Genomic DNA, 20,956 nt, shown 5'->3' with positions numbered 1-20,956 from the left:
CAGCGCGATCAAGGATAACTTTCTATGTCACTGTTCTTTATCAAGCGCCCCAACTTCGCCTGGGTCGTTGCCTTGTTCATCCTGCTAGCGGGCCTGATGGCTTTGCCGTCGCTGCCGGTGGCGCAATACCCGGTCGTGGCGCCGCCGCAGATCACCGTCACCGCTACCTACCCCGGCGCCTCCGCCAAGGTGCTGGTGGACTCGGTCACCAGCGTCATCGAGGACGAACTCAACGGCGCCAAGGGGATGCTGTATTACGAGTCGACCAGCAACTCCACCGGTTCTGCCGAGATCAACGTGACCTTCAATCCGGGGACCAACCCGGACATGGCTCAGGTCGAGGTGCAGAACCGCATCAAGAAAGCCGAAGCACGCCTGCCGCAACCGGTGCTGAACCAGGGGTTGCAGGTGGAACAGGCCAGTTCCGGATTCCTGATGATTTTCGCCCTGAGTTACAAGGGCGATTCGACCAACAAGGACACCGTTGCCCTGGCCGACTATGCGGCGCGTAACGTCAACAATGAAATCAGCCGCGTGACCGGCGTCGGCAAGCTTCAGTTCTTTGCTGCAGAAGCGGCCATGCGCGTGTGGATCGACCCACAGAAGCTGGTGGGTTTCGGTCTGTCCATCGATGACGTGAATACGGCGATTCAGGGCCAGAACGTCCAGGTGCCTGCCGGCAGCTTCGGCAGTACGCCCGGCTCGTCGCTGCAAGAGCTGACCGCAACCCTGGCGGTCAAGGGCACGCTGGATAACCCCGAAGAGTTCGGGCGCATCGTGCTGCGCGCCAATCAGGATGGTTCGACCGTGCATCTGTCCGATGTCGCACGCCTTGCCGTGGGCAGCCAGGACTACAACTTCGAGTCGCGCCTCAACGGCAAGCGTGCCGTGGCTGCGGCCATCCAGCTCTCGCCGGGGGCCAACGCCATCGAGACGGTAAAGGCCGTCAAACAGCGCCTGACCGAGCTGTCGGTCAACTTCCCGGACGATGTCGAGTTTTCCGTACCCTATGACACTTCGCGCTTTGTGGATGTGGCCATCGACAAGGTGATCTACACCCTGATCGAAGCCATGGTGCTGGTGTTCCTGGTGATGTTCCTGTTCCTGCAGAACATCCGCTACACCCTGATTCCGACCATCGTGGTGCCGGTCTGTCTGGCCGGTACGCTGGCGATCATGTACCTGCTCGGCTTCTCGGTGAACATGATGACCATGTTCGGCATGGTACTGGCCATCGGTATTCTGGTAGACGACGCCATTGTGGTGGTGGAAAACGTCGAACGGATCATGGCCGAAGAAGGCCTGTCCCCGGCGGCTGCTACGGTCAAGGCGATGGGCCAGGTGTCGGGGGCGATTCTGGGCATCACTCTGGTGCTGGCTGCCGTGTTCCTGCCGCTGGCCTTCATGGGCGGCTCGGTCGGAGTGATCTACCAGCAGTTCTCGTTGTCACTGGCGGTGTCGATCCTGTTCTCGGGCTTCCTGGCCCTGACCTTCACCCCTGCGCTGTGCGCCACCCTGCTCAAGCCGATTCCGGCCGGGCATCACGAAAAACGCGGTTTCTTCGGTGGCTTCAACCATCTGTTCGAAAAGCTGACCCACCGCTACGAGCGTCTGAGCTCAAGCATGCTCAAGCGTGCGGGCCGTTACATGCTGGTGTATGTCGGCATCGTGGGTCTGCTGGGCTTCTTCTATCTGCGCCTGCCGGAATCCTTCGTGCCGGTTGAAGACCAGGGCTATCTGATCGTCGACGTGCAACTGCCACCCGGTGCCACCCGCGCGCGGACCGACGAGACTGCACAATTGCTGGAAAAGTACCTGATGTCCCGCGAGAGCACCGACTCGGTGACGATGCTGCTGGGTTTCAGTTTCTCCGGCATGGGTGAAAACGCCGGTCTGGCTTTCCCGACCCTGAAGGACTGGTCCGAGCGCGGCAAGGGACAGTCGGCCGCCGATGAAGCGGCTGCGTTCAACCAGCATTTCGCAGGCCTGAGCGACGGTACGGTAATGGCCGTCACGCCACCGCCGATCGAAGGCCTCGGCACTTCGGGTGGCTTTGCATTGCGCCTGCAGGACCGCGCCGGTCTGGGCCGCGAAGCCTTGCTGGCCGCACGCAACGAATTGCTGGGCAAGGCCAACGGCAATCCGAAGATTCTCTACGCGATGATGGAAGGTCTGGCGGAAGCGCCACAGTTGCGTCTGAACATCGACCGGGAAAAGGCCCGCGCCTTGGGTGTGAGTTTCGAGTCGATCAACAATGCTCTGTCCACGGCGTTCGGCTCATCGGTCATCAGTGACTTCGCCAACGCCGGCCGTCAGCAACGCGTCGTGGTGCAGGCCGATCAGGAATCGCGCATGACGCCGGAAAGCGTCCTGAAACTGCATGTCCCCAACAGCAGCGGCACACTGGTTCCGCTGGGCGCCTTCGTCACCACCCAATGGGAAGAAGGCCCGGTGCAGATCGCCCGCTACAACGGCTACCCGGCGTTCAAGATTTCGGGTGACGCAGCACCCGGGATCAGCACCGGCGAGGCGATGGCCGAGATCGAACGGATTGTTTCCGAACTGCCAGCGGGCATTGACTATGAGTGGACCGGCCTTTCCTACCAGGAGAAAGTTGCCAGCGGTCAGGCAACCGTGTTGTTCGCTCTGGCGCTGGTAGTGGTGTTCCTGCTGCTGGTTGCGCTTTATGAAAGCTGGGCGATTCCACTGGTGGTCATGCTGATCGTACCGGTCGGAGCCTTGGGAGCCGTGCTGGCGGTAACCGCGGTCGACATGCCCAACGATGTGTACTTCAAGGTCGGCCTGATCACCATCATCGGTCTGGCGGCGAAGAACGCGATTCTGATCGTCGAATTCGCCAAGGAACTGTGGGAGCAAGGTCATTCCCTGCGCGAGTCGGCTCTTCAGGCGGCACGCCTGCGCTTCCGCCCGATCGTGATGACCTCACTGGCCTTTATCCTGGGCGTCGTCCCGCTGACCATCGCCACCGGTGCCGGCGCAGCCAGCCAGCGCGCCATCGGCACCGGCGTGATCGGCGGCATGCTCAGCGCAACACTGCTGGGGGTGATTCTGGTGCCGATCTTCTTCGTCTGGGTGCTGTCGGTACTGCGCCGCAAACCCAAGGCAATCGAACAGGAGTAATGCCGATCAATCGCCACTTGTGGGAGAGGCCTTGGCCGCGACGACCTGCCTGCGCTTGAAGGCAGCACATTTTCAGCGCACTTCAACAGGCTGTCGCGGCCAAGGCCCCTCCCACGGATTGAATCTACTTATGGCTCGTGATCTGTGACCAGGCCGGGCTGGCGTCGAGAAGGAACTTCGACGCCCTGCTCACCTGATTCTTGCCCTGGGACTTGGCCGAATAGAGCGCCCGGTCGGCCAGTTCGATCAGACCTTTCTGGTCCACAGGCTCGCTGCGATGGCCGAGGGTTGCCACACCCAGGCTGATGGTCACGATGTTGAACGGGCTGGAAATATGCTCGATGCACTGGCTGCGAATCTTATCCAGAATGGCCTCGGCCACTGCGCAGGCCCCCGCCTCGTCAGTATCCGGAATCACCACCGCAAACTCCTCCCCGCCATAACGGGCCGCCATGTCGCCCGGGCGTCTTATGCATTGCTCGATGATCCGGCTGATGGCTTTGAGGCACTCGTCACCGGCCAGATGGCCGTAATGATCGTTGTAGAGTTTGAAGTAATCCACATCGATAAGGATCAGCGACAAGGCGCGCCGCTCGCGCCTGGCCCGTTTGAATTCGATATCCAGAAACTGATCGAAACGCCTGCGGTTGGCCAGCCCCGTCAGTTTGTCCTGAGAAGCCAGAAGCTCCAGGCTCTGGTTCAGCTCGATCAGCGCTGCCTGGGAAACCAGCAGTTCGTTTTCGGCCCGTATGCGCCGATGAAGATGACTGATCAGGCGAACACCCAGCGTAACCAGCAATCCCAATAGCACCAGCACCACCACTATCGACTGGCGGGCCTGGCTCCACCAGATTTGCATGGCCTCCTCTCGCCCCACGGCAACCGTGGTCACCAGCGGGTAATGCTCGCTCTTCTTGAATGCGTAGAGACGATCGACGCCGTCCACATTGGAAATGAACTCGGCCGTACCCGACAGTTCCTTGCGGGTCTTGGCAAAGATCGGTGCCGAGGACAGGTCACGGTTGATATCCGTCTCGTGGAAGGGATATCTGACCAGCAGCCGCCCCTGGGACGAACTCAGGCTGATGACCCCTGTATGGCCGACATCGATATTGGAATAGAACTTGAGCAAATGATCGATGCTGATGGTGATCAGCATGACGCCGGCAAAACTCGAGTCAGGATTATCGATCCGCCGACTGATCGAAACCAGCCAGGCATTGGTGACCCGGCTGCGAAAGGCAGGCCCGATAAACACTCCACGGTCGCGGTTTTCCTTGTGGTACATGAAGAACTCGCGGTCCTCACCTCCCATTCTCGGAATATGCCGGTTACTCAGGAAAATGCCATTGCCTTGCGCGTCATACAGCACCACGCTGTTCAAGGGTTTCAGGGTGGCCATTTCCTGAGCGACCACCGATCTCAGGCGTTCGATCTGCTTTTCGCCGACGCCCTCCTTCTCGACCCTTTCGATAAGGCCGACCAGCATCAACTCGCTCTGCCTGAACATCCCCTCGGTGTAGTTGCTCAGAGCGCTGGTAAGGTTGACGGTGTTGGTTTCGATACTCACCAGCGTATTCTGGCGCACCGTCACTATCTGCCATGCCGTCAGTAACACGACGCACAGGCACACAACAAAAATCAGCAATGAGGCAAGACGAAGATCACTCTTCAAAGGCAGCCTCCAGACAGGTTGAAAACATCTTCGACATACACGGATTCACCATTGAACCTGTGCATTCATGATCTGCATCAACCCTGTACCATTCTTTTGCCATCATTTCCAAGATTTGCTCGCTTCCCTTGTCCATATTCCTTGTTGAAACAGTAGACGTGTTCCGGCCCTGAACGGAAAAAGCTTTGGGCCTCATACGAAAAAAATTGGCGGCCAGATCATGACCTTATCTGTGAAAAAGCTCACGCAAGCCTGACACAGAAGCTTTGGCTGGGTATTGTGGTCGGCTTGGCCCAATGGATATGAATCGTCATGAAGAAAACCCTGAGCACCTTGCTTGCCGCTTCGGCACTCCTGCTTGCCGCCCCCGCTGTACAGGCCCACCAGATCTGGTTCGAGCAAGCCCCGGACCGCAGCATGACTTTCTACTACGGCGAATATGACAGCAACATGCTGGAAGTCACCCCCGGCGGCATGGATCGTTTCAAGGCCCTGGAAGCTCAGTGGACAAGCGCTTCAGGTACGGTCCCATTGAAGATGAAACTCGAACGCGACCATTTCACGGTCGCTCAGAAGCCCGGCAAGAATGATTCATGGCTGGCCTTCGACAAGCAGTACCCGATCTTTCAGGTCAAGGACGAAGGCAAGACCGTCAGCGCCTACTGGACCCCGGCCACCCGCTGGGTCAGCGACTTCCGTGCCCGCGAGCCCGAACTGGATCTGGATATCGTGCCGACCGGCGTTGTAAAGGGCGATGAAGTGGAGTTCCAGGTCTTTCACCTGCACGACCCGCTGGGCAATGTCCCGGTGAAGCTGTCTTCGGGGTCCGGCTGGGTGCTTCTGGCCACCACCGATGGCGAAGGCAAGGTCCGTTTCACACTGCCCTGGAAAGGCACCTATGTGCTGGGTATCGAATACCGCGACCGCTCGGAGGGCGGTGAGCGTGTCGGGATCGATGGCAACAAGGAAAAATACGACATCCTGGCCTACAGCTCGTCGCTCTCGTTCCACAAGGCGACCGGTCTGGCACCTCTGCCCCGCGCAGAATCAACCCTGCCAGCGTCGGAAATCGCTCGTCTGAACAAGAAGTGATAGAGGGAACCTGTCAATGAAAGCTGTTTTCAATTCCCTGCTGGTTGCCTGTGCCCTGTTCATGAGCCAGGCCAGTGCCCATGGCGTTCCTCAGCCGCAGCACGGTGGTCTGATCGAAGATGCCGGGCTGGTTGCCATCGAAATGGTCGCCAACGGCGATACCGTGGACCTGTACCTGACCGATCACGATCAACCGGTCAGTACCGACAACGTCACCGGCGTGCTGACCATCACCACCCGCCATAAACGGGTAAAAACCGACATCGTCGCGCTCAGCGGCAATCAACTGCAAAGCAAGGGCGTGAGTTACCAGCCGGGCTCACGGGTAAGCGCCCTGCTGACCCTGGCGGATGGCAAGACCAAGGTCAGTGCGCGGTTCAAGATTCCGTGATGGTTTGAAGGCGGCTTTGTGGGTGATCAGTGTTACTTGAGCTAACGAAAATGTCCTGCTTGCAGGGCATTTCTTACGGATGCATCCCTATCATCCGCACGAAGTTTCCTAGAAAATCCCAGCCCCTTGCGTGGGTGTTTTTGGCTCTCTAGGCTGTGCCGGTCACTGCTCATCAGTGATCGGGTTTAGCAGCCTGCATAGCTCAACCACACAAGAGTCACGCCTATATGGCGGCTTTGCGTGGGGCACCTTCGGGTGCGCCGGTTTTGGTTGAGTTACCGGTCTGCTAACCCGCGTCAAAGTCGCCACCCTCTGTCATTTAGCAGTGAGTGAAAGGTGGCCCGATATAGGTAACTCGACCGTGAAAAAAGTAACCCCCGACCCACCTGTTCCTTCCCTCGAAGAATCCCTGCTGCATATCTCCGAACTGCTGCGCTGCGCAGCCGCCACCGCCTACGAATCCGGCGACAGCCTCAACGGTCCCAAACGTGATCTGGCTTTTTCAGTCGTGCATCTGATCGGCATGGCCAGGACTGAACTGGATCGATCGTTGGAGCGAGTGGAGCCGCGTTGAAGTACTGCTACAAATACTCGTAAAAAACGCCAAGCCCCAGCCAGGCTGCTTCAAGGAAGTGCCCTGGCTGAGTGCGGGTCAGTCGTGACCTTTGTCAATCAAGGAAAAGACTAACGTGTTAACTAGCAGCGCTGCCGTGTATTGAAAGACAACTTTGGCATTGGGGTGAATGGCAGGATAAAGCCGATAGGCATCCCAGCCGCCCGTCATACCCATAGGCTTTGGCATCTTCACCTGACCTTTTGAGGCCATCGGTTCACCAAAGCTAGCGTGTACCTCGGACTGATTCATCTCCGAAACGAAAGGCCTGGGTAGCAGCCCCTTGTACTCAGCAGTTGACGGTGTCGTTTTGATCAGAGTGATGAATATGCTTTCAAGCTTCCGAGTCCCCTCATGAAACGTGAGACTTAAACCGTTTTCAATATTGAGACTGAATTGATCATCGTCATCGAATATCTTCCAGGGTTTTGTCGATGGAAAGAATCCCTGGCCAAGCAATGACTCATAGGTTTCGCCAAGAGCCTTGATGTAGCCCTCAATGGTTGTCGTGCCCATCAGTACCACCCCTGTTCTTCATGTAATTTGTGCAGCTCAGCTCGTGACGCCTCGATTTCTGTTTCGGGCAATCCCTCTTCCAGCAGTCCCGGCTTGATTGCATCGAAGTTGCTGTCCACCGCAGCCCTCAGATTTTCGGCATCCCTTGCCTGCTTCTCCTTAATATTGCGGCCACCGTAGGTCTCACTGTATTTCTGGTGAACGCGAGTAGGTATCGCGATACTTGGAGCTTTGCGCAAGTAGTCGGCAATTATTTCCGGTGGAAGTTCTGGATAGTTTGCCAATATGTATTTTTTAAGGGCAGCTTGAGCTGGAATATGGTCAATATCCAACCCGTCTCGTCGACTGCGCGAACTCAGGTCGCTGTAAATGCCTACCTCCAGCGGATTAACCATTGGTTTGGCGAAGACCAAGTACAGCGGCGGTACACCAGAATCAATGGGGAAAACGAGTATGCAATCCTGCCAGGTCAAATCATCCGAGCCGGGATAGACCTCAATCTGGCTGTCAGTGTTCTCAGCGACCGGGTGAACCAGAATGCTCTCCAGCGCGTTGGTAACGCCCGGATAAGTCGTTGGAGCCTGCACCACAGTGCCGTTATTGGGTGTCCAGATAACGGTGATGCCGTTGAGCCTGGCCTCCATGGCGCTTCGGTCTTTGTTCCAGCTAACATCGACCACCGGCACGCTCTCCATACCCGAGGTCGCGCTGGTGTGGATGCCATAGACCCGCATGACGCCTTCGGCATCACGTCTGAACTGAAAGCGTACTCGGGTCGGGGCCAGCGTCATCCCGCGCAGTTGCTTCTCGGTCAGAGTTGAATCGCCCATGCTGGTAGGCAAAAGCGCTAACAACAGAGTGCTGGCCGCTGTACCTGCCACAACGGCAGCACCACGTAGACTCCAGGTGCCGAGTGTTTCAATCAACGCCTGCCCAGCTACCCTGCCAAGGGCCACCCCGCCTTCCGTACTTGCGATGCCTGTCGACCCCATCACTACGGTCTGACCAAAGTTGGCCACTGGCTCGATCACCGTGCCCGCCTCAGTTGACTCGGGAGGCACGGTACAGGTCTTGGCAAAGACACAGAGTTTTGGCGGCTTGTAGCCACTTAGATTGTTGGTTGGGATGCCAGTCGTGAATTCACTTTTATACGATCCATCACTGATAGCTTTAGCCCAGAGGTGAGTCGCAGCCTGAGCTTGAGCGGCAAATTCAGGAGCAATGGCAACGCTTGCATCTTCGGCAGCCATGGCGCTGGTTTGAGTGGAAATAAGCCGATTGCTACCGAAAGGGCAGCCACACTGGACGGCATGACCATGGGTAGCAATAGCGACGGACTCATCAATGAAAGTGGGGTTACCTTCAGCGATAAATCCCATCGAACTGCATTTTGGACACCACACCGGATCACTGATGCGCGCTGCCTTTTTGAACTCGATGGTTGTACTTGTGGACCCTTTGACCACGTTACCTCCAGTGGTCGTGGGATCTCCTTCCCTGATAACAAAAGCCATTACTATCCCTTGTAGGCTGTTGAAAGTCGGAGCTTACCAAAAACTGGTCAGACCTGTTGATGACTCAAGAAGGTGAGTTCGCCGACCGGTTACCTTGAAGCAGTCATGCTTGGGTCTGCGACCAAGTGCCAACTCTGACTAGTGGCCACTAGCGGTCGAATCGACAACATCGCACGGTAGGCATTCAAGACGGGCCTCGGTGTTACTTATGCTAACGAAAATGCCTTGCTTGAAAGGTATTTCTTACGGATGCATCCCTATCATCCGCACGAAGTTTCCTAGAAAATCCCATCCCCTTGCGTGGGTGTTTTTGGCTCTCTAGGCTGTGCCGGTCACTGCTCATCAGTGACCGGGTTTAGCAGCCTGTGTTAATTACTCACCATGCAAGGTATTGCTTATGGCGGCTTTGCGTGGGGCACCTTCGGGTGCGCCGGTTTTTGGTGAGTATTCCCGGTCTGCTAACCCGCGACAAAGCCGCCACCATCATTCGTTTAGCAGCGAGTGAACGGTGGCCCCATAAGGAATACTTACCATGAAAAAGTTAACACCCGACCCACCTGCCCCATCGCTCGAAGAATCCCTGCTGCATATCTCCGAACTGCTGCGCTGCGCAGCCGCCACCGCCTACGAATCCGGCGACAGCCTCAACGGTCCCAAACGTGATCTGGCTTTTTCAGTTGTGCATCTGATCGGTATGGCCAGGACTGAACTGGATCGATCGTTGGAGCGGGTGGAGCTGCGTTAAAGCTGTAGTGACTGTGGGACCGGATCGGGTGGTGCTTTGCTTATCCAGTCCTATCCGGTCAGTACAGCAAAGCTTGAAGACACCGAAACAATACCTGGCAAGGCTTGGACAAGAGAGCAAAGACTGGAAATGTGATCGGGAACGAAAAACATCCTTGTCCAGCCCCATGCCCTGAATACTGGTTGATACATCGCCGCATCCATTATCATCGGGGCCCGCTATTCGGCGGTTCCATACCCCGCAATGGTCAGGACACTCAACGGAATCCGGGAGAAATGGATGTACCTCAATCAAACGTCAAAACGCTGCATCTTGCTGGCCGGGGTGTTGGTAATCAGCGGTTGCACTTCGTTTTTGCAGGGCAAGCAGTATGCCGTTCCCGGCCCCGATGAACCCTCTGCAACGATTCGCCTCAAGGCTGGAAATGGCGCCAGACTGGATGCCATGACATTCAGCGACAATGGATGCTATGCGGGTTACACCACCCTACCCTCTAACGGCGACTACATCGAGTCTCGGGTCGCCGTGAACAAGGAACTTATCCTGACCTATTGGCAGACCGTAGGAGGCAGTGCTTGCAAGATACCGTTCTCCTTTACGCCCGAGGACGGCGCCACCTATACCTTGACCCAAGGTTTCTGGAACAAGCCCCAGGCAGGCATTCTTCCGATCTTCAACCGCGAGCAACATTTCTGCGGCATAGGCGTCATCAAGAAAGTCGGCGACCAGGAAAACATCGAGCCCATTCAACAACTGCAAATCAAGACCGGGTTCGCCTGTCTGAAATTCGTTAAATAGAAACACCGCAAGGTATCCGCTGGGAGTTGGTTGAACTATTCCAATGGATACCGCCCTCCCCGGACGACGATACCGGTGAGCACCAATGTGCAGGGAGGTCGTCTTTCGATCCAAAGGTGCCATCGGCGAATGCCAAGGTTCGGCTGTGGATTCAACCGGTGGATCAACACATCGTCTTTTAGGGACGCTCATTCAGTATCCAGCACCGAGTGCCTGTGAGTAATTAGCTTCTTATATTTCCTCAAACTCTAAGCTGTAATACTCCATATTTCTCGTGGCTTTCCAGATATTCAAATATCCGATGGAGCTGGCGTGCGCCCCTTGAATGTCAGCTTTGGTGAAGTTCGAATTCAAGCCGATCAAGCAGTTATTTATTGAGCCAGATGATAATTTCATCAGATATATAGTCTTGGGATTTTTGCTTAGCTTGGCCAACTCCACTGCCACAGCCATTCGCTCTGCGTCGTCTGCAACGTCAAATAGATTAACCGCGCATGAACGTGAATCGGCGTTAAAAGTTGAATAGCTAGAGCTCTTTATTCTATTCTGTATGTGCAGATTGCCAATAGAGCTTATGTCTGGAACTATCACTCGATCAGCTTGCTCCAGCCTAAGAATCACGCGGTGCTCTTGTTCATAAATCCACTCATCACTCTTTTGTAAAAAAACCTCATATAGGACCCTGTCGGCACCCTCTGCTGAGATATTTGAATAGTCATAATCAAACTTATCGTTTCGGTATCTCAAGCCTTTTCTATAAAAAACAGGCGTAGGAGTTCCATCGAATTTAGACCATTCCTCGCCCCAGGCAGAATTTATCAAGGCGTCCGCCCTAAATAGGCGTTCAAAAATTGACCCCATTTGAGGGCAGTATGCTACACCAGCCACAATCCCTTTGTGTTCATTGGCATAATGTGCCCACATTAGTAAATTCTCTTTACTTTCAGTGAAACTGATCACGCCTATGTGATGCATCCTTTTATCAACATACTGCGAAAATTTCAATTCTCCAAATTCTGCATCCCAGGAAGTCGGTTCATCAAAGTAACTGGCCAGCTCATCTAAACTTTTACGGCAGAACGCCGCCTCAAATGGATCATTTAATACGCTTGGTTGCGAAAGACGAACAAATCCCTTCTCGAAAAAGTCCCGAGGTTCGCTCATATACTTAAAGAGCTGCTTCAATGGCGCCCCCTCCTAACACTTCAAAAACACAAGTAAAATTAGGCAATTCATGTGAGATAATATTTTACACCATATGTGTCGCATATCATCCGTGATTCACCTGTAACTCAAGACCTGATTTAGCCGAGGATTCCAAGGCGACAGAGGCTGAGGGAAAAAGCGACAACAGTAGACTGGAGGTTACGAAGTAGTTGGCAATATGTCTATAGCCTGTGGAGACCGGTTCTGGCCAACTTCTGCCAATCACAACTCACTGCCCCAAAGCCTCCCTTGGCCAACAACAATACTCAGCAAAAATTGCCCCCCCCAAAAAATCCACGCCCCCTAAAACTGCCTACCCTAAGCATCTGAAAAATTCAGAGCTATTGCACCGGCTACAAACACAGGGAAGTTGTAATGAAACTCAGCAAGACGCAGATTGCCCTCAATAGCCTGCTGAACGCTATTTACAGCAGGCGCTGACAACTGCAGACAACACATATTACCTACGACACGCCACAGCGAAGCACTTATGGCAGACAGCTTGCGGGCATTGTCAGCAGCGGTACAAAGCAAGTATCTCAAACCCGAGCGCGAGCCATATCCACGCCTTCAGCAAGTACCTCATCAGTCTGGTTGGTATGTCCCAAAAACGCCGATACCATTCCAAAAGCCAAAAGCCAAAAGCATCGGCCATACCTCAATATCCCAAAGCCCCACTATTCTCACTCGTCACTATCTGCAAAGGCACATGAACACAATGCCGCTTTGGATCAAAGACTGGCGCTGCCTGCAACTCGACCAGCAGCCGGATCAGGGAAGTGCCGATTAGCAGTGGCTGCGAATCGATTACCAGGCTGACTACGCCCTGCTCGAGCGCCTGGTGCGAGCTGGATGTCGATTCCAGCAGGATGCTGCAGATCGAAGGTCGTTCGGGCAGTTGGGCCAGTGCCTTGATGATTCCGTCGCCGCCCCCGCCCACTACGCACAGTCCGCGCAGGTCGTCGTGGCGGGCCAGCAGGTCGAGGGTGGCTTCTTCGGTGATGTCGTCGTTGTCCATGTTCACCAGCGGCTCCAGCAGGCGCAGGTGCGGTGCGTGTTGCGTGAGGTAGCTGTGCAGGCCGTCGACCCGGGCCTGATGCCCGAGAAAGCGATGGCCGCCCATCAGCACCCCGACGCATCCTTGGCGTGTGCCTGCGATATGGGCGACCAGCCAGCCCATGGTGCGTCCGACTGCATGATTGTCCTGACCGACATAAGGCCCTTGCGGGGTCTCGTGGAAGTCCGACAGCAAGGCCACTATCGGCACCCCGGCGGCGCGTATCTGCAGGATGGTCTGGTTGATCAGCGGATGAGCGAAACTGACGACACCCAGTCCGTCGTATTTCACCGCCAGTTGTTCGATCTGTCCGGCAATCACGGCCGGGGTACGGTCAGTGATGTACTCGAAGTGGCAGCTGAGATTGGCATCGGTCCAGGCCCGGGCGGCTTCGTTGATGGCCGCGGCAAGGTTGGCGTAGAACTCCTGCGCAGTGCCCAGCAGCAGAATGCCGAAACGATAGTGAGGGCGACGCTCGCGCAGTCGCTGGCCGATCAGCCGGGCGGCGAAATAACCGACCGCTTCGGCGGCCTGCAACACCTGTTCGGCGGTTTGCGGGCTGACCGGAGCCCTGTCGTTGAGTACCCGGTCAACGGTGGCCACACTCAAGCCGGCGCGTTCGGCCACCGTGGCAATCGTAGGACGTTTCTTGTTATTCATAGTTGATCCCTTGATAGAAAACTATCATGCCATTCCGATTCTGGATGATAGCTTGATAGAGAATGTATTCAAGGGATTGAGCGACTTATTGCAACTGCCTACTCTTTTCTCCAGCGATGCTATCCAGCAAACATCGCGGCAAGTTTCAACAACAAACATGCTTGCGGAGAATAATAAAATGTCTGAACACGATTCAGCCCATGAACAGGACTTGCACTATCGGCGTCGGGATTATCGATTGACCGGCCCCGAAGCAGCGCTTGCTGCAGAAAAGGGCCTGGTATCGGCAACCTGGTATCAATGCCCTGTTTCTCGCAAGCGCATGAAAGAGTTGATGCAGCGCAGCGATGGCCCTGCCTTGCGCGATACCGCGCTGTGGTTCCTGACACTGGGGTTGTCCGGCCTGGGCGGTTACTGGTTCTGGGGAAGCTGGGCCTGCGTGCCGTTCTTCATTATCTATGGCGTGCTCTATGGCAGCGCCTCCAATGCCCGCTGGCATGAAACCGGGCATGGCACGGCCTTCAAGACCCGCTGGATGAACGATGCCGTTTATCATGTCGCCAGCTTCATGTGCCTGTTCGAACCCCATGTCTGGCGCTGGAGTCATGCCAGACACCACACCGACACCATCATTGTCGGTCGGGACCCGGAGATCGTCGAACCGCGTCCACCCAGTCTGTTGAAGATGTTTCTGAACCTGTGCAGCCTGCCCCGTGCGCTGGATACCCTGCGTGCCGTCATGCGTCACGCTCAGGGCCGGGCGAGTGACGAGGAACGGGATTTCATCCCCGAATCCGAACTGCCCAAGGTCTTTCGGACTGCCCGCATCTGGCTGGTGATCTATGCGCTGATCATCATGACCGCGCTCTACCTGCACAGTTGGCTGCCCTTGATGTTTATCGGTTTCCCGTCCATTTATGGCGGCTGGCTTTCCTATCTTTTTGGTATCACCCAACATGTAGGGCTGGCTGAAGACACATTGGATCATCGAACTAACTGCCGAACCATTTATATGAATCCGGTTCTTCGCTTCTTGTATATGGAGATGAACTACCACCTGGAACACCATATGTTTCCCATGGTGCCTTATCACGCTCTTGCCCAACTTCATGCCGAAATAGCCGACGACTGCCCGCCGCCCTATCGCTCCCTGTTCGAGGCCTTCAAAGAGATCGTTCCCACGGTCCTGAAGCAGCGCAAGGACCCGACCTACTTCGTTCGTCGCCCCTTGCGACCACAACCCTCAGCTACCGAACAGGTGCTTGCCGAGTCCTGAGTGGTTCCTGCCTTTCAAGAATGACAAGAGAGATTGCCATGACCGAACAATGGATCGATGTATGCGCCGTGGACGACATAGATGAAGAGGATGTGATTCGCTTCGACCATGCCCAGCACACCTATGCCGTTTACCGCTCTGCCGACAGTGAGTTCTTTGCCACCGACGGGCTGTGTTCCCATGAAGCCATTCATCTGGCCGACGGGCTGGTGATGGATCATGTGATCGAATGCCCCAAACACAACGGACGCTTCGACTACCGCTCCGGCAAGGCACTCGGGGCTCCGGTCTGCATCAACCTCAAGACCTATCGGGTCAGGGTCGAGGCGGGACGTGTCCTGCTCGGCCTCGGCCAGTGAAGGAGCGCCCGTCATGCCTGCTCCACTGGTGATAATAGGTGCCGGTCATGCCGGTGGCCGTGCGGCCCTTACCCTGCGGGACGAGGGATACAACGGGCGGCTGGTGCTGATCGGCGATGAGCGCCACCTGCCTTACGAACGCCCGCCGCTGTCCAAGGAATTGCTCAAGGGCAGTATGGATCTTGCGGCTTGCAGCCTCTGTGATCCGCTCCGGCTGGCCGAGCTGGATATCGAGCATCTGGCGGGCAATCCGGTAACGGCACTGGACCCGACCCGGCACCGTCTGCAACTGGCCGACGGACAATGGCTGGAGTATGCCCGCTTGCTGATCGCCACCGGTGGCCGGGCGCGGCTGCTGCCCAACGTGCCGGCCCGGCTGGCCAATGTGCTTTACCTTCGCACCCATGACGAAGCCATTGCCTTGCGTGCAGCGCTCAAACCCGGAACTCGTCTGGTCATCATCGGCGGCGGATTCATTGGGCTGGAGGTCGCGGCCACTGCACGCGCACTGGGCTGCCAAGTGACCTTGCTGGAAGCCGGCCCGCGTCTGGCGGGTCGTGTACTGCCGGAACGCCTGTCCGCTGCTCTGCTGGAACTGCATATGCGCAACGGCGTAGACGTACGGCTGAACGTCAGCATTGAAGCCCTGCAAGGCGAGCCCCTTGTCGAAGCCGTGCAATTGGTCAGCGGCGAACAGCTTGCCTGCGATCTGCTGGTTGTCGGCATCGGCATGCAACCCAATATCGAGCTGGCCAGATCTGCCGGTCTTGAAGTCGGCCAGGGAATTCGTGTCGATGACAGGCTGCGCACCAGCGCCCCGGATATCTATGCCGCCGGGGATGTCTGCGAGTTCCGGTTACAGCCCGATGGCGACTTCCAGCGTCAGGAAACCTGGCGCAATGCCGAAGCCCAGGGGCGGAATGCGGCCTTGAATCTGCTGGGCCGCGAATTGCCATTCAAGGACACTCCCGCCTTCTGGTCCGATCAGTACGACTGGGGGCTGCAGACCATCGGCCAGGTTTCAAATGCCCGCCCCGATGCCACGCGCCTGATTTCGACAGGTGGCTTCGTGCTGTTCTATCTCGATCAACAGCAATGCCTGACAGGAGCCTGCGGCTGGGGACCGGGCAATAGCGTGGCCAAGGACATCAAGCTCTGCGAGCGACTGATCGGCAGCCGGATTCGTCTGGATGCCGGACAACTGGCCAATCCCGAAACCCCGCTCAAGCAACTGCTGAGGAACTGACATGCCTGAATTCCTGATCTTTCAGTCACTCTGGGCCATGCTCGATCACCGAGGCCGGTGCGAGCTCTCTCTTGAGGCGCAGCTGGAGAAAATAGCGGCAGCAGGATTCGACGGCATTACCGATCACTTCTGGGTAAACGATCATGTCCAGCGCCTGTCCTCGACAGCCAGGGCTAATGGCCTGCAGATCGAAGGCCAACTGTTCCCCCGAAGCGTGGACGATCTGGCCAGGGCAATCGATGTGATTTCACCCCATGGTTGCCACCACCTCACCTTGCAAGCGGATGTGCAGCCACGCACATTGCGCCAGGCCATCGACCTGCTCGAAGGCTGGCAGCGGCTGGCGGAGCAGGCAGACTTCCCGATCCTGGTGGAAACCCATCGCTATCGCATCACCAGCGATCTGCTGTTCACGCTGGATATCCTCGCCGAGATGCCGGATCTCAAACTTCTGGCCGACCTGTCCCATTACGTCGTGGGCCGGGAACTGCCCGTGCCTGCGATCTCGCAAGACGAAGAATACTTGCAGACCATCCTGCGTCACAGCTGGGGTTTTCATGGCCGGGTCGCCAGCAGCGAGCAGGTGCAGATTCCCATCACCTTCGCCCAGCATCAGCCCTGGCTGGACTACTTCCTCAAGCTCTGGCGCTACGGCATCGAGGACTGGCTGAGCCGCCCGGTCAACGAGACCGGCAGTCTGTCCTTCACTTGTGAACTGGGGCCGCCGCCCTACGCCATCACCGGCGCGGATGGACGGGATATCACCGATCGCTGGGGCGAGGCGCTGCGGCTCAAGCAGTTGATGAGTGAGATCTGGCAGGAATGTCAGGCGGGGTAAAAGGGGGATCAACGACGATGCATTTTCAAGGCCGCAACAGAATCAAGAAGGCTGTCATGAAGTAAAAACCATGGCTCGCAAACCACTGATGGGGATAGGCGAGCTAATCGGAGCATCCCTAAACGACGAACGGCAGCCGCTCTCCCCCTTCAACCCGACAGAAGGCACAGTCAACCGCTATCCAAAATGCCATCACAGGAGTACTTTTGGATCCAAGACAGCACAGTTCATCCGCAGGAGCACCGATGAAAATTCAGGCTTGTTTGTTGGGGTTATTGATCCCTGTATGTTCGGCCCATGCCATCGAGAAGGCCATCGTTGTTCCCAGCGACCCAACCGGAAATTACGCTCTGGTGGAAAAAAGCGGAAACGCCGGTAAACGCATCGTCGTTACCAAACGTGAAGGCTTTCTGGGCGTGATGTATTCGAAGCGTGTCTATGACTGCCAGAACCGCACGGTGAATCTGGTCGGTACCGGAGCAACGCTGGAGATCATGGAACAGTCGCACCCGGTCAGCAGCATGGGTCCGATCATTCGTGACTCCACGGCCGAGGATATTCATGCAGAAGCCTGCAGTTGATAAAAAGCCGAAAACCAAAAGGGGCGCCTTCAACAGGCGCCCCTTTCTTTTTGCACTCAGAGCCAGGCTTTTATCTGCTGGCTGACCGCGTCGGTTGAAATCCCGTAACGATCATGAAGGGTCGGCAGTGCTCCGGCATCCAGGAAGGCATCCGGCAAGGCAATCTGCCGGAAGGTCGGGGTTACACCGTTGCGCAGCAGTACACCTGCCACCGCCTCGCCCAGACCACCGATGATCGAGTGGTTTTCAGCCGTCACTACCAGTCGGCCCGGTTTACGGGCTTCGGCCAGGATGGTCTGCTCGTCCAGCGGCTTGATGGTCGGAACATGCAATACCGCCACGTCCACACCATCGGCCTGAAGCTTCTTGGCCGCTTCAAGGGCGCGCATGGTCATGAGGCCGGTGGAGATGATCAACACATCATTGCCGGTCCTGAGGGTTTTCGCCTTACCCAACTCGAAGGTGTAACCGTATTCGTCCAGCACCAGAGGCACGTTGCCCCGCAGCAGACGCATATAGACCGGCCCCTGGTGCGCGGCGATGGCGGGCACTGCCTGCTCGATTTCCAGGGCATCGCAAGGATCGACGATCATCAGGTTCGGCATGGCCCGGAAGATCGCCAGATCGTCAGTGGCCTGGTGGCTTGGACCGTAACCGGTGGTCAGGCCCGGCAAGCCGCAGACGATCTTGACGTTCAGGTTCTCTTCGGCAATCGCCATGCAGATGAAGTCATAGGCACGACGCGAGGCGAACACCGCATAGGTGGTCGCGAACGGTACGAAGCCTTCCCGGGCCATGCCCGCTGCGGCGCTCATCAGCAATTGCTCGGCCATGCCCATCTGGTAGAAACGCTCGGGATGCGCCTTGGCGAAGATATGCAGATCGGTGTATTTCGACAGGTCGGCAGACAGCCCGACGATGTCCTGACGCTGATCGACCAGTGCCGCCAGGGCATGGCCAAAGGGCGCCGGACGGGTTGCCTGGCCTTCGCCCGCAATGGAGGCAATCATGGCCGAGGTGGTGAGGCGTTTCTTCGGCGCTTCGCTGCCAGGCGTAGTGTTTTTCAAGGTACTCATACGGTTCTCCCGGCTTCCAGATTGTCCAGTGCGATATCCCATTCATGTTCATCCACACGAATGAAGTGGGTCTTTTCGCGGGTTTCCAGGAAGGGAACCCCCTTGCCCATGCGGGTATCGCAAATGATGACCCGCGGCTGTGTCCCGCTGTGGTTGCGCGCAGCATCGAAGGCCTTGACCAGCGCACCCAGATCGTTGCCATCCACCCGCTGGGTAAACCAGCCAAAGGCCTGCCAGCGGTCGACGATGGGCTCGAAGGCCAGAACTTCGCTGGAATGGCCATCGGCCTGCTGGTTGTTCACATCGACAATCGCGATCAGGTTATCGAGCTTCCAGTGGGAAGCGGACATGACCGCTTCCCAGGTCGAACCTTCGTTCAACTCGCCGTCGGACAGCAGGTTGTAGACGAAGGAAGACGATTGCTTGCGCTTGAGGCCCAGGCAGGCTCCCACCGCGATACCCAGCCCGTGACCCAGTGAGCCACCGGTGATTTCCATGCCTGGCGTGTAAGCGGCCATACCCGACATCGGCAGACGGCTGTCATCGGAGCCATAGGTTTCCAGCTCATCGGCAGGAATGACTCCGGCCTCGATCAATGCGGCATACAAGGCAATCGCGTAGTGGCCGATGGACAGGTAGAACCGGTCCCTGCCCTCCCACTCCGGGTCTTCGGGCCGCAGCTTAATGGCGTGGAAGTAGGACACGGCCAGCAGGTCGGCAGCACCCAGCGCCTGACCGACATAGCCCTGGCCTTGAACCTGGCCCATGAGCAAAGCATTGCGGCGAATATTGTGAGCACGTTGCGCCAGTGTCAGGGCACCGGTCGATGTATCAGTAGCAGTCATTCGGGAAACTCCTCAACTTAGCGGTTGACCAGGGCAGCCGGGACACGCAGCACCAGAAAGGCACCAAAGATCAGCACGCAGGTAATCAGGTACATGCCAATGGCACTGGAGCCTGTCGTACTCGTGATCCAGCCGATCAGATAGGGGGAACAGAAGCCGGCAAGGTTGGCGAAGCTGTTGACCGCCGCGATGCCTGCCGCTGCCGATACGCCACCCAGCAAGGTGGTAGGCAGCATCCAGAACAGCGATGACGCGGACAGGATTCCGGCCGCAGCCAGGCACAGGCTCATGATCGACAGCAGCAGATTGCCACCCATCACGGCTGCCAGACTCAAGCCGGCCGCCCCGGCGATCATCGGGATCACCAGATGCCAGCGCCGCTCGCGATGCTTGTCACCGCTGCGCCCCATCAACAGCATCGCGACGATGGCGCAGATATAAGGCACGCTGCTCAGCAGGCCGATGTGCAACGGATCGGATACCCCGGCATTGCGCACCAGTGTCGGCAACCAGAAGGTGATCGCGTACTGGCCCATGACCACGCAGAAGTAGATGCCCGCCAGCAACCACAGACGCCGGTCGCGAATAAAGGCACCCGTGGATTCATGGACGACTTTCTGGCTGTTGTCTTCTTCGAGCTCACGCAGGACCAGCGCTTTCTCATCGTCATTGAGCCAGGTGGCCTGATGCACGCCATCCTTGAGATAGCCCAGTACCATCAAGCCGACCACAACGGTGGGAATGGCCTCGATGACGAACATCCATTGCCAGCCCGCCCAGCCGTGGTAACCGGCAAAGCTGTTCATGATCCAGCCGGACAGCGGCCCGCCGATCATTCCCGAAAGAGGAATGGCGACAAACCACAGCACGGTCATGCGCGCACGGCGATAGGAAGGGAACCAGTAGGTCAGGTACAGCAGAAGACCGGGAGCCAGGCCGGCTTCGGCTACACCCAGCAGAAAACGCAGCACGTAGAATTGCCAGGCGGTTTCCACGAAGGCGAACATGCCGGAAATGATGCCCCAGGTGATCATGATGCGGGCGATCCACACCCTTGCGCCGACACGGTGCAGGATGATGTTGCTGGGCACCTCACAAAGGAAATAGCCAATGAAAAACATGCCGGCACCCAGGCCGTAGACCGCTTCACTCAGGGCCAGGTCGTTCATCATCTGCAATTTGGCAAAACCGACATTGACCCGGTCCAGATAGGCACACAGGTAGCACAGCATCAGGAATGGCATCAGCCGCCAGGCGGTCTTGCGATAGGCGTTGGAGCGCACGGTGGTTGCCGCGTCCGCAGACAGGGTGGTCGTTATCATGATGG

Annotated in this window: 19 protein-coding genes; 11 read left to right on the top strand and 8 right to left on the bottom strand. The window is 57.0% G+C overall.

Going from position 1 to position 20,956, the window contains the following annotated elements:
* Window positions 1-24: 24 nt before the first annotated feature.
* Window positions 25-3,141 carry an efflux RND transporter permease subunit gene (locus tag JSY17_RS00890; protein WP_206401080.1) on the top strand — a complete coding sequence of 1,039 codons (3,117 nt, stop codon included), beginning with the start codon at window positions 25-27 and terminating at the stop codon, window positions 3,139-3,141.
* Between the two features lie 124 nt (window positions 3,142-3,265).
* On the opposite strand, the gene JSY17_RS00885 is transcribed toward JSY17_RS00890, so the two are convergent.
* Window positions 3,266-4,816, bottom strand: a complete 1,551-nt coding sequence (locus JSY17_RS00885) for a sensor domain-containing diguanylate cyclase (RefSeq protein ID WP_200977868.1) — start codon at window positions 4,814-4,816, stop codon at window positions 3,266-3,268.
* A gap of 312 nt (window positions 4,817-5,128) precedes the next feature.
* On the opposite strand from JSY17_RS00885, the gene JSY17_RS00880 reads away from it, so the two are divergent.
* The 3 genes from JSY17_RS00880 (at window position 5,129) to JSY17_RS00870 (ending at window position 6,873) form a co-directional block, all read left to right on the top strand.
* Entirely contained in the window at window positions 5,129-5,908 is a 780-nt protein-coding gene (locus tag JSY17_RS00880; protein WP_117180962.1) for a DUF4198 domain-containing protein, read from the top strand.
* Between the two features lie 16 nt (window positions 5,909-5,924).
* Window positions 5,925-6,299 (top strand): hypothetical protein, encoded by a 375-nt coding sequence (locus JSY17_RS00875; protein ID WP_206401077.1) that lies wholly within the window; start codon window positions 5,925-5,927, stop codon window positions 6,297-6,299.
* A gap of 361 nt (window positions 6,300-6,660) precedes the next feature.
* Complete coding sequence (locus tag JSY17_RS00870; RefSeq protein WP_117180964.1) at window positions 6,661-6,873, top strand: DUF6124 family protein; 213 nt, start codon at window positions 6,661-6,663, stop codon at window positions 6,871-6,873.
* 78 nt (window positions 6,874-6,951) lie between these two features.
* Here the strand turns inward: JSY17_RS00870 and JSY17_RS00865 are convergent, their stop codons facing one another.
* Together JSY17_RS00865 and JSY17_RS00860 are read right to left on the bottom strand one after the other, a co-directional pair.
* Window positions 6,952-7,428, bottom strand: a complete 477-nt coding sequence (locus JSY17_RS00865) for a DUF6392 family protein (protein WP_206401076.1) — start codon at window positions 7,426-7,428, stop codon at window positions 6,952-6,954.
* On the bottom strand, window positions 7,428-8,942 hold the full coding sequence (locus tag JSY17_RS00860; protein ID WP_206401075.1) for an S-type pyocin domain-containing protein: 1,515 nt from the start codon (window positions 8,940-8,942) through the stop codon (window positions 7,428-7,430). Before JSY17_RS00860 ends, JSY17_RS00865 begins: the two co-directional genes overlap by 1 nt.
* Before the next feature lie 532 nt (window positions 8,943-9,474).
* On the opposite strand from JSY17_RS00860, the gene JSY17_RS00855 reads away from it, so the two are divergent.
* On the top strand, window positions 9,475-9,687 hold the full coding sequence (locus JSY17_RS00855; RefSeq protein WP_206401071.1) for a DUF6124 family protein: 213 nt from the start codon (window positions 9,475-9,477) through the stop codon (window positions 9,685-9,687).
* 279 nt (window positions 9,688-9,966) lie between these two features.
* Entirely contained in the window at window positions 9,967-10,485 is a 519-nt protein-coding gene (locus JSY17_RS00850; protein WP_206401069.1) for a hypothetical protein, read from the top strand.
* 231 nt (window positions 10,486-10,716) lie between these two features.
* Here the strand turns inward: JSY17_RS00850 and JSY17_RS00845 are convergent, their stop codons facing one another.
* The gene (locus JSY17_RS00845) at window positions 10,717-11,670 is read right to left on the bottom strand and encodes a DUF2971 domain-containing protein (protein WP_206401063.1); all 954 of its coding nucleotides are present in this window, start codon (window positions 11,668-11,670) and stop codon (window positions 10,717-10,719) included.
* A gap of 679 nt (window positions 11,671-12,349) precedes the next feature.
* Entirely contained in the window at window positions 12,350-13,408 is a 1,059-nt protein-coding gene (locus JSY17_RS00840; RefSeq protein WP_206401062.1) for a LacI family DNA-binding transcriptional regulator, read from the bottom strand.
* Window positions 13,409-13,586: 178 nt separating this feature from the next.
* Here JSY17_RS00840 and JSY17_RS00835 point away from each other — a divergent pair, with 178 nt between their 5' ends.
* The 5 genes from JSY17_RS00835 to JSY17_RS00815 all read left to right on the top strand — a co-directional run bounded on the left by JSY17_RS00835 (window position 13,587) and on the right by JSY17_RS00815 (window position 17,708).
* Entirely contained in the window at window positions 13,587-14,684 is a 1,098-nt protein-coding gene (locus JSY17_RS00835; RefSeq protein ID WP_206401061.1) for a fatty acid desaturase family protein, read from the top strand.
* 38 nt (window positions 14,685-14,722) lie between these two features.
* Window positions 14,723-15,043, top strand: a complete 321-nt coding sequence (locus JSY17_RS00830) for a MocE family 2Fe-2S type ferredoxin (RefSeq protein ID WP_117164840.1) — start codon at window positions 14,723-14,725, stop codon at window positions 15,041-15,043.
* Window positions 15,044-15,056: 13 nt separating this feature from the next.
* The gene (locus tag JSY17_RS00825; RefSeq protein ID WP_206401060.1) at window positions 15,057-16,289 is read left to right on the top strand and encodes an NAD(P)/FAD-dependent oxidoreductase; all 1,233 of its coding nucleotides are present in this window, start codon (window positions 15,057-15,059) and stop codon (window positions 16,287-16,289) included.
* 1 nt (window position 16,290) lies between these two features.
* A complete protein-coding gene (locus JSY17_RS00820) occupies window positions 16,291-17,127 on the top strand; it encodes a sugar phosphate isomerase/epimerase family protein (protein ID WP_206401058.1) in 837 nt (278 codons plus the stop codon).
* 245 nt (window positions 17,128-17,372) lie between these two features.
* Window positions 17,373-17,708, top strand: coding sequence for a hypothetical protein (locus JSY17_RS00815; RefSeq protein ID WP_200977859.1), 336 nt, complete (start codon window positions 17,373-17,375; stop codon window positions 17,706-17,708).
* A gap of 56 nt (window positions 17,709-17,764) precedes the next feature.
* Here JSY17_RS00815 and JSY17_RS00810 read toward each other — a convergent pair whose 3' ends face one another.
* Genes JSY17_RS00810 through JSY17_RS00800 form a run of 3 tightly spaced genes read right to left on the bottom strand, consistent with a single transcriptional unit; the run spans window position 17,765 to window position 20,951 of the window.
* On the bottom strand, window positions 17,765-18,784 hold the full coding sequence (locus JSY17_RS00810; protein WP_206401055.1) for a transketolase family protein: 1,020 nt from the start codon (window positions 18,782-18,784) through the stop codon (window positions 17,765-17,767).
* Window positions 18,781-19,629 carry a transketolase gene (locus JSY17_RS00805; RefSeq protein ID WP_200977858.1) on the bottom strand — a complete coding sequence of 283 codons (849 nt, stop codon included), beginning with the start codon at window positions 19,627-19,629 and terminating at the stop codon, window positions 18,781-18,783. The genes JSY17_RS00810 and JSY17_RS00805 overlap by 4 nt, the downstream gene beginning before the upstream one ends.
* A gap of 17 nt (window positions 19,630-19,646) precedes the next feature.
* Window positions 19,647-20,951 (bottom strand): MFS transporter, encoded by a 1,305-nt coding sequence (locus tag JSY17_RS00800; protein WP_117164846.1) that lies wholly within the window; start codon window positions 20,949-20,951, stop codon window positions 19,647-19,649.
* Window positions 20,952-20,956: the final 5 nt, after the last annotated feature.

This window comes from Pseudomonas capsici, from assembly GCF_017165765.1.
In the GTDB taxonomy this organism is placed as follows: Bacteria; Pseudomonadota; Gammaproteobacteria; order Pseudomonadales; family Pseudomonadaceae; genus Aquipseudomonas; species Aquipseudomonas capsici.
The sequence above is the reverse complement of the archived record's forward strand: the minus strand, read 5'-3'. Positions and strand labels throughout refer to the sequence as shown.

Bases quoted from the DNA above. Each gene is read 5' to 3' on its own strand.
- JSY17_RS00890 (WP_206401080.1), top strand. From the start codon at position 25: ATGTCACTGTTCTTTATCAAGCGCCCCAACTTCGCCTGGGTCGTTGCC.
- JSY17_RS00880 (WP_117180962.1), top strand. From the start codon at position 5,129: ATGAAGAAAACCCTGAGCACCTTGCTTGCCGCTTCGGCACTCCTGCTT.
- JSY17_RS00875 (WP_206401077.1), top strand. From the start codon at position 5,925: ATGAAAGCTGTTTTCAATTCCCTGCTGGTTGCCTGTGCCCTGTTCATG.
- JSY17_RS00865 (WP_206401076.1), bottom strand. From the start codon at position 7,428: ATGGGCACGACAACCATTGAGGGCTACATCAAGGCTCTTGGCGAAACC.
- JSY17_RS00860 (WP_206401075.1), bottom strand. From the start codon at position 8,942: ATGGCTTTTGTTATCAGGGAAGGAGATCCCACGACCACTGGAGGTAAC.
- JSY17_RS00855 (WP_206401071.1), top strand. From the start codon at position 9,475: ATGAAAAAGTTAACACCCGACCCACCTGCCCCATCGCTCGAAGAATCC.
- JSY17_RS00850 (WP_206401069.1), top strand. From the start codon at position 9,967: ATGTACCTCAATCAAACGTCAAAACGCTGCATCTTGCTGGCCGGGGTG.
- JSY17_RS00840 (WP_206401062.1), bottom strand. From the start codon at position 13,408: ATGAATAACAAGAAACGTCCTACGATTGCCACGGTGGCCGAACGCGCC.
- JSY17_RS00835 (WP_206401061.1), top strand. From the start codon at position 13,587: ATGTCTGAACACGATTCAGCCCATGAACAGGACTTGCACTATCGGCGT.
- JSY17_RS00830 (WP_117164840.1), top strand. From the start codon at position 14,723: ATGACCGAACAATGGATCGATGTATGCGCCGTGGACGACATAGATGAA.
- JSY17_RS00825 (WP_206401060.1), top strand. From the start codon at position 15,057: ATGCCTGCTCCACTGGTGATAATAGGTGCCGGTCATGCCGGTGGCCGT.
- JSY17_RS00820 (WP_206401058.1), top strand. From the start codon at position 16,291: ATGCCTGAATTCCTGATCTTTCAGTCACTCTGGGCCATGCTCGATCAC.
- JSY17_RS00815 (WP_200977859.1), top strand. From the start codon at position 17,373: ATGAAAATTCAGGCTTGTTTGTTGGGGTTATTGATCCCTGTATGTTCG.
- JSY17_RS00810 (WP_206401055.1), bottom strand. From the start codon at position 18,784: ATGAGTACCTTGAAAAACACTACGCCTGGCAGCGAAGCGCCGAAGAAA.
- JSY17_RS00805 (WP_200977858.1), bottom strand. From the start codon at position 19,629: ATGACTGCTACTGATACATCGACCGGTGCCCTGACACTGGCGCAACGT.
- JSY17_RS00800 (WP_117164846.1), bottom strand. From the start codon at position 20,951: ATGATAACGACCACCCTGTCTGCGGACGCGGCAACCACCGTGCGCTCC.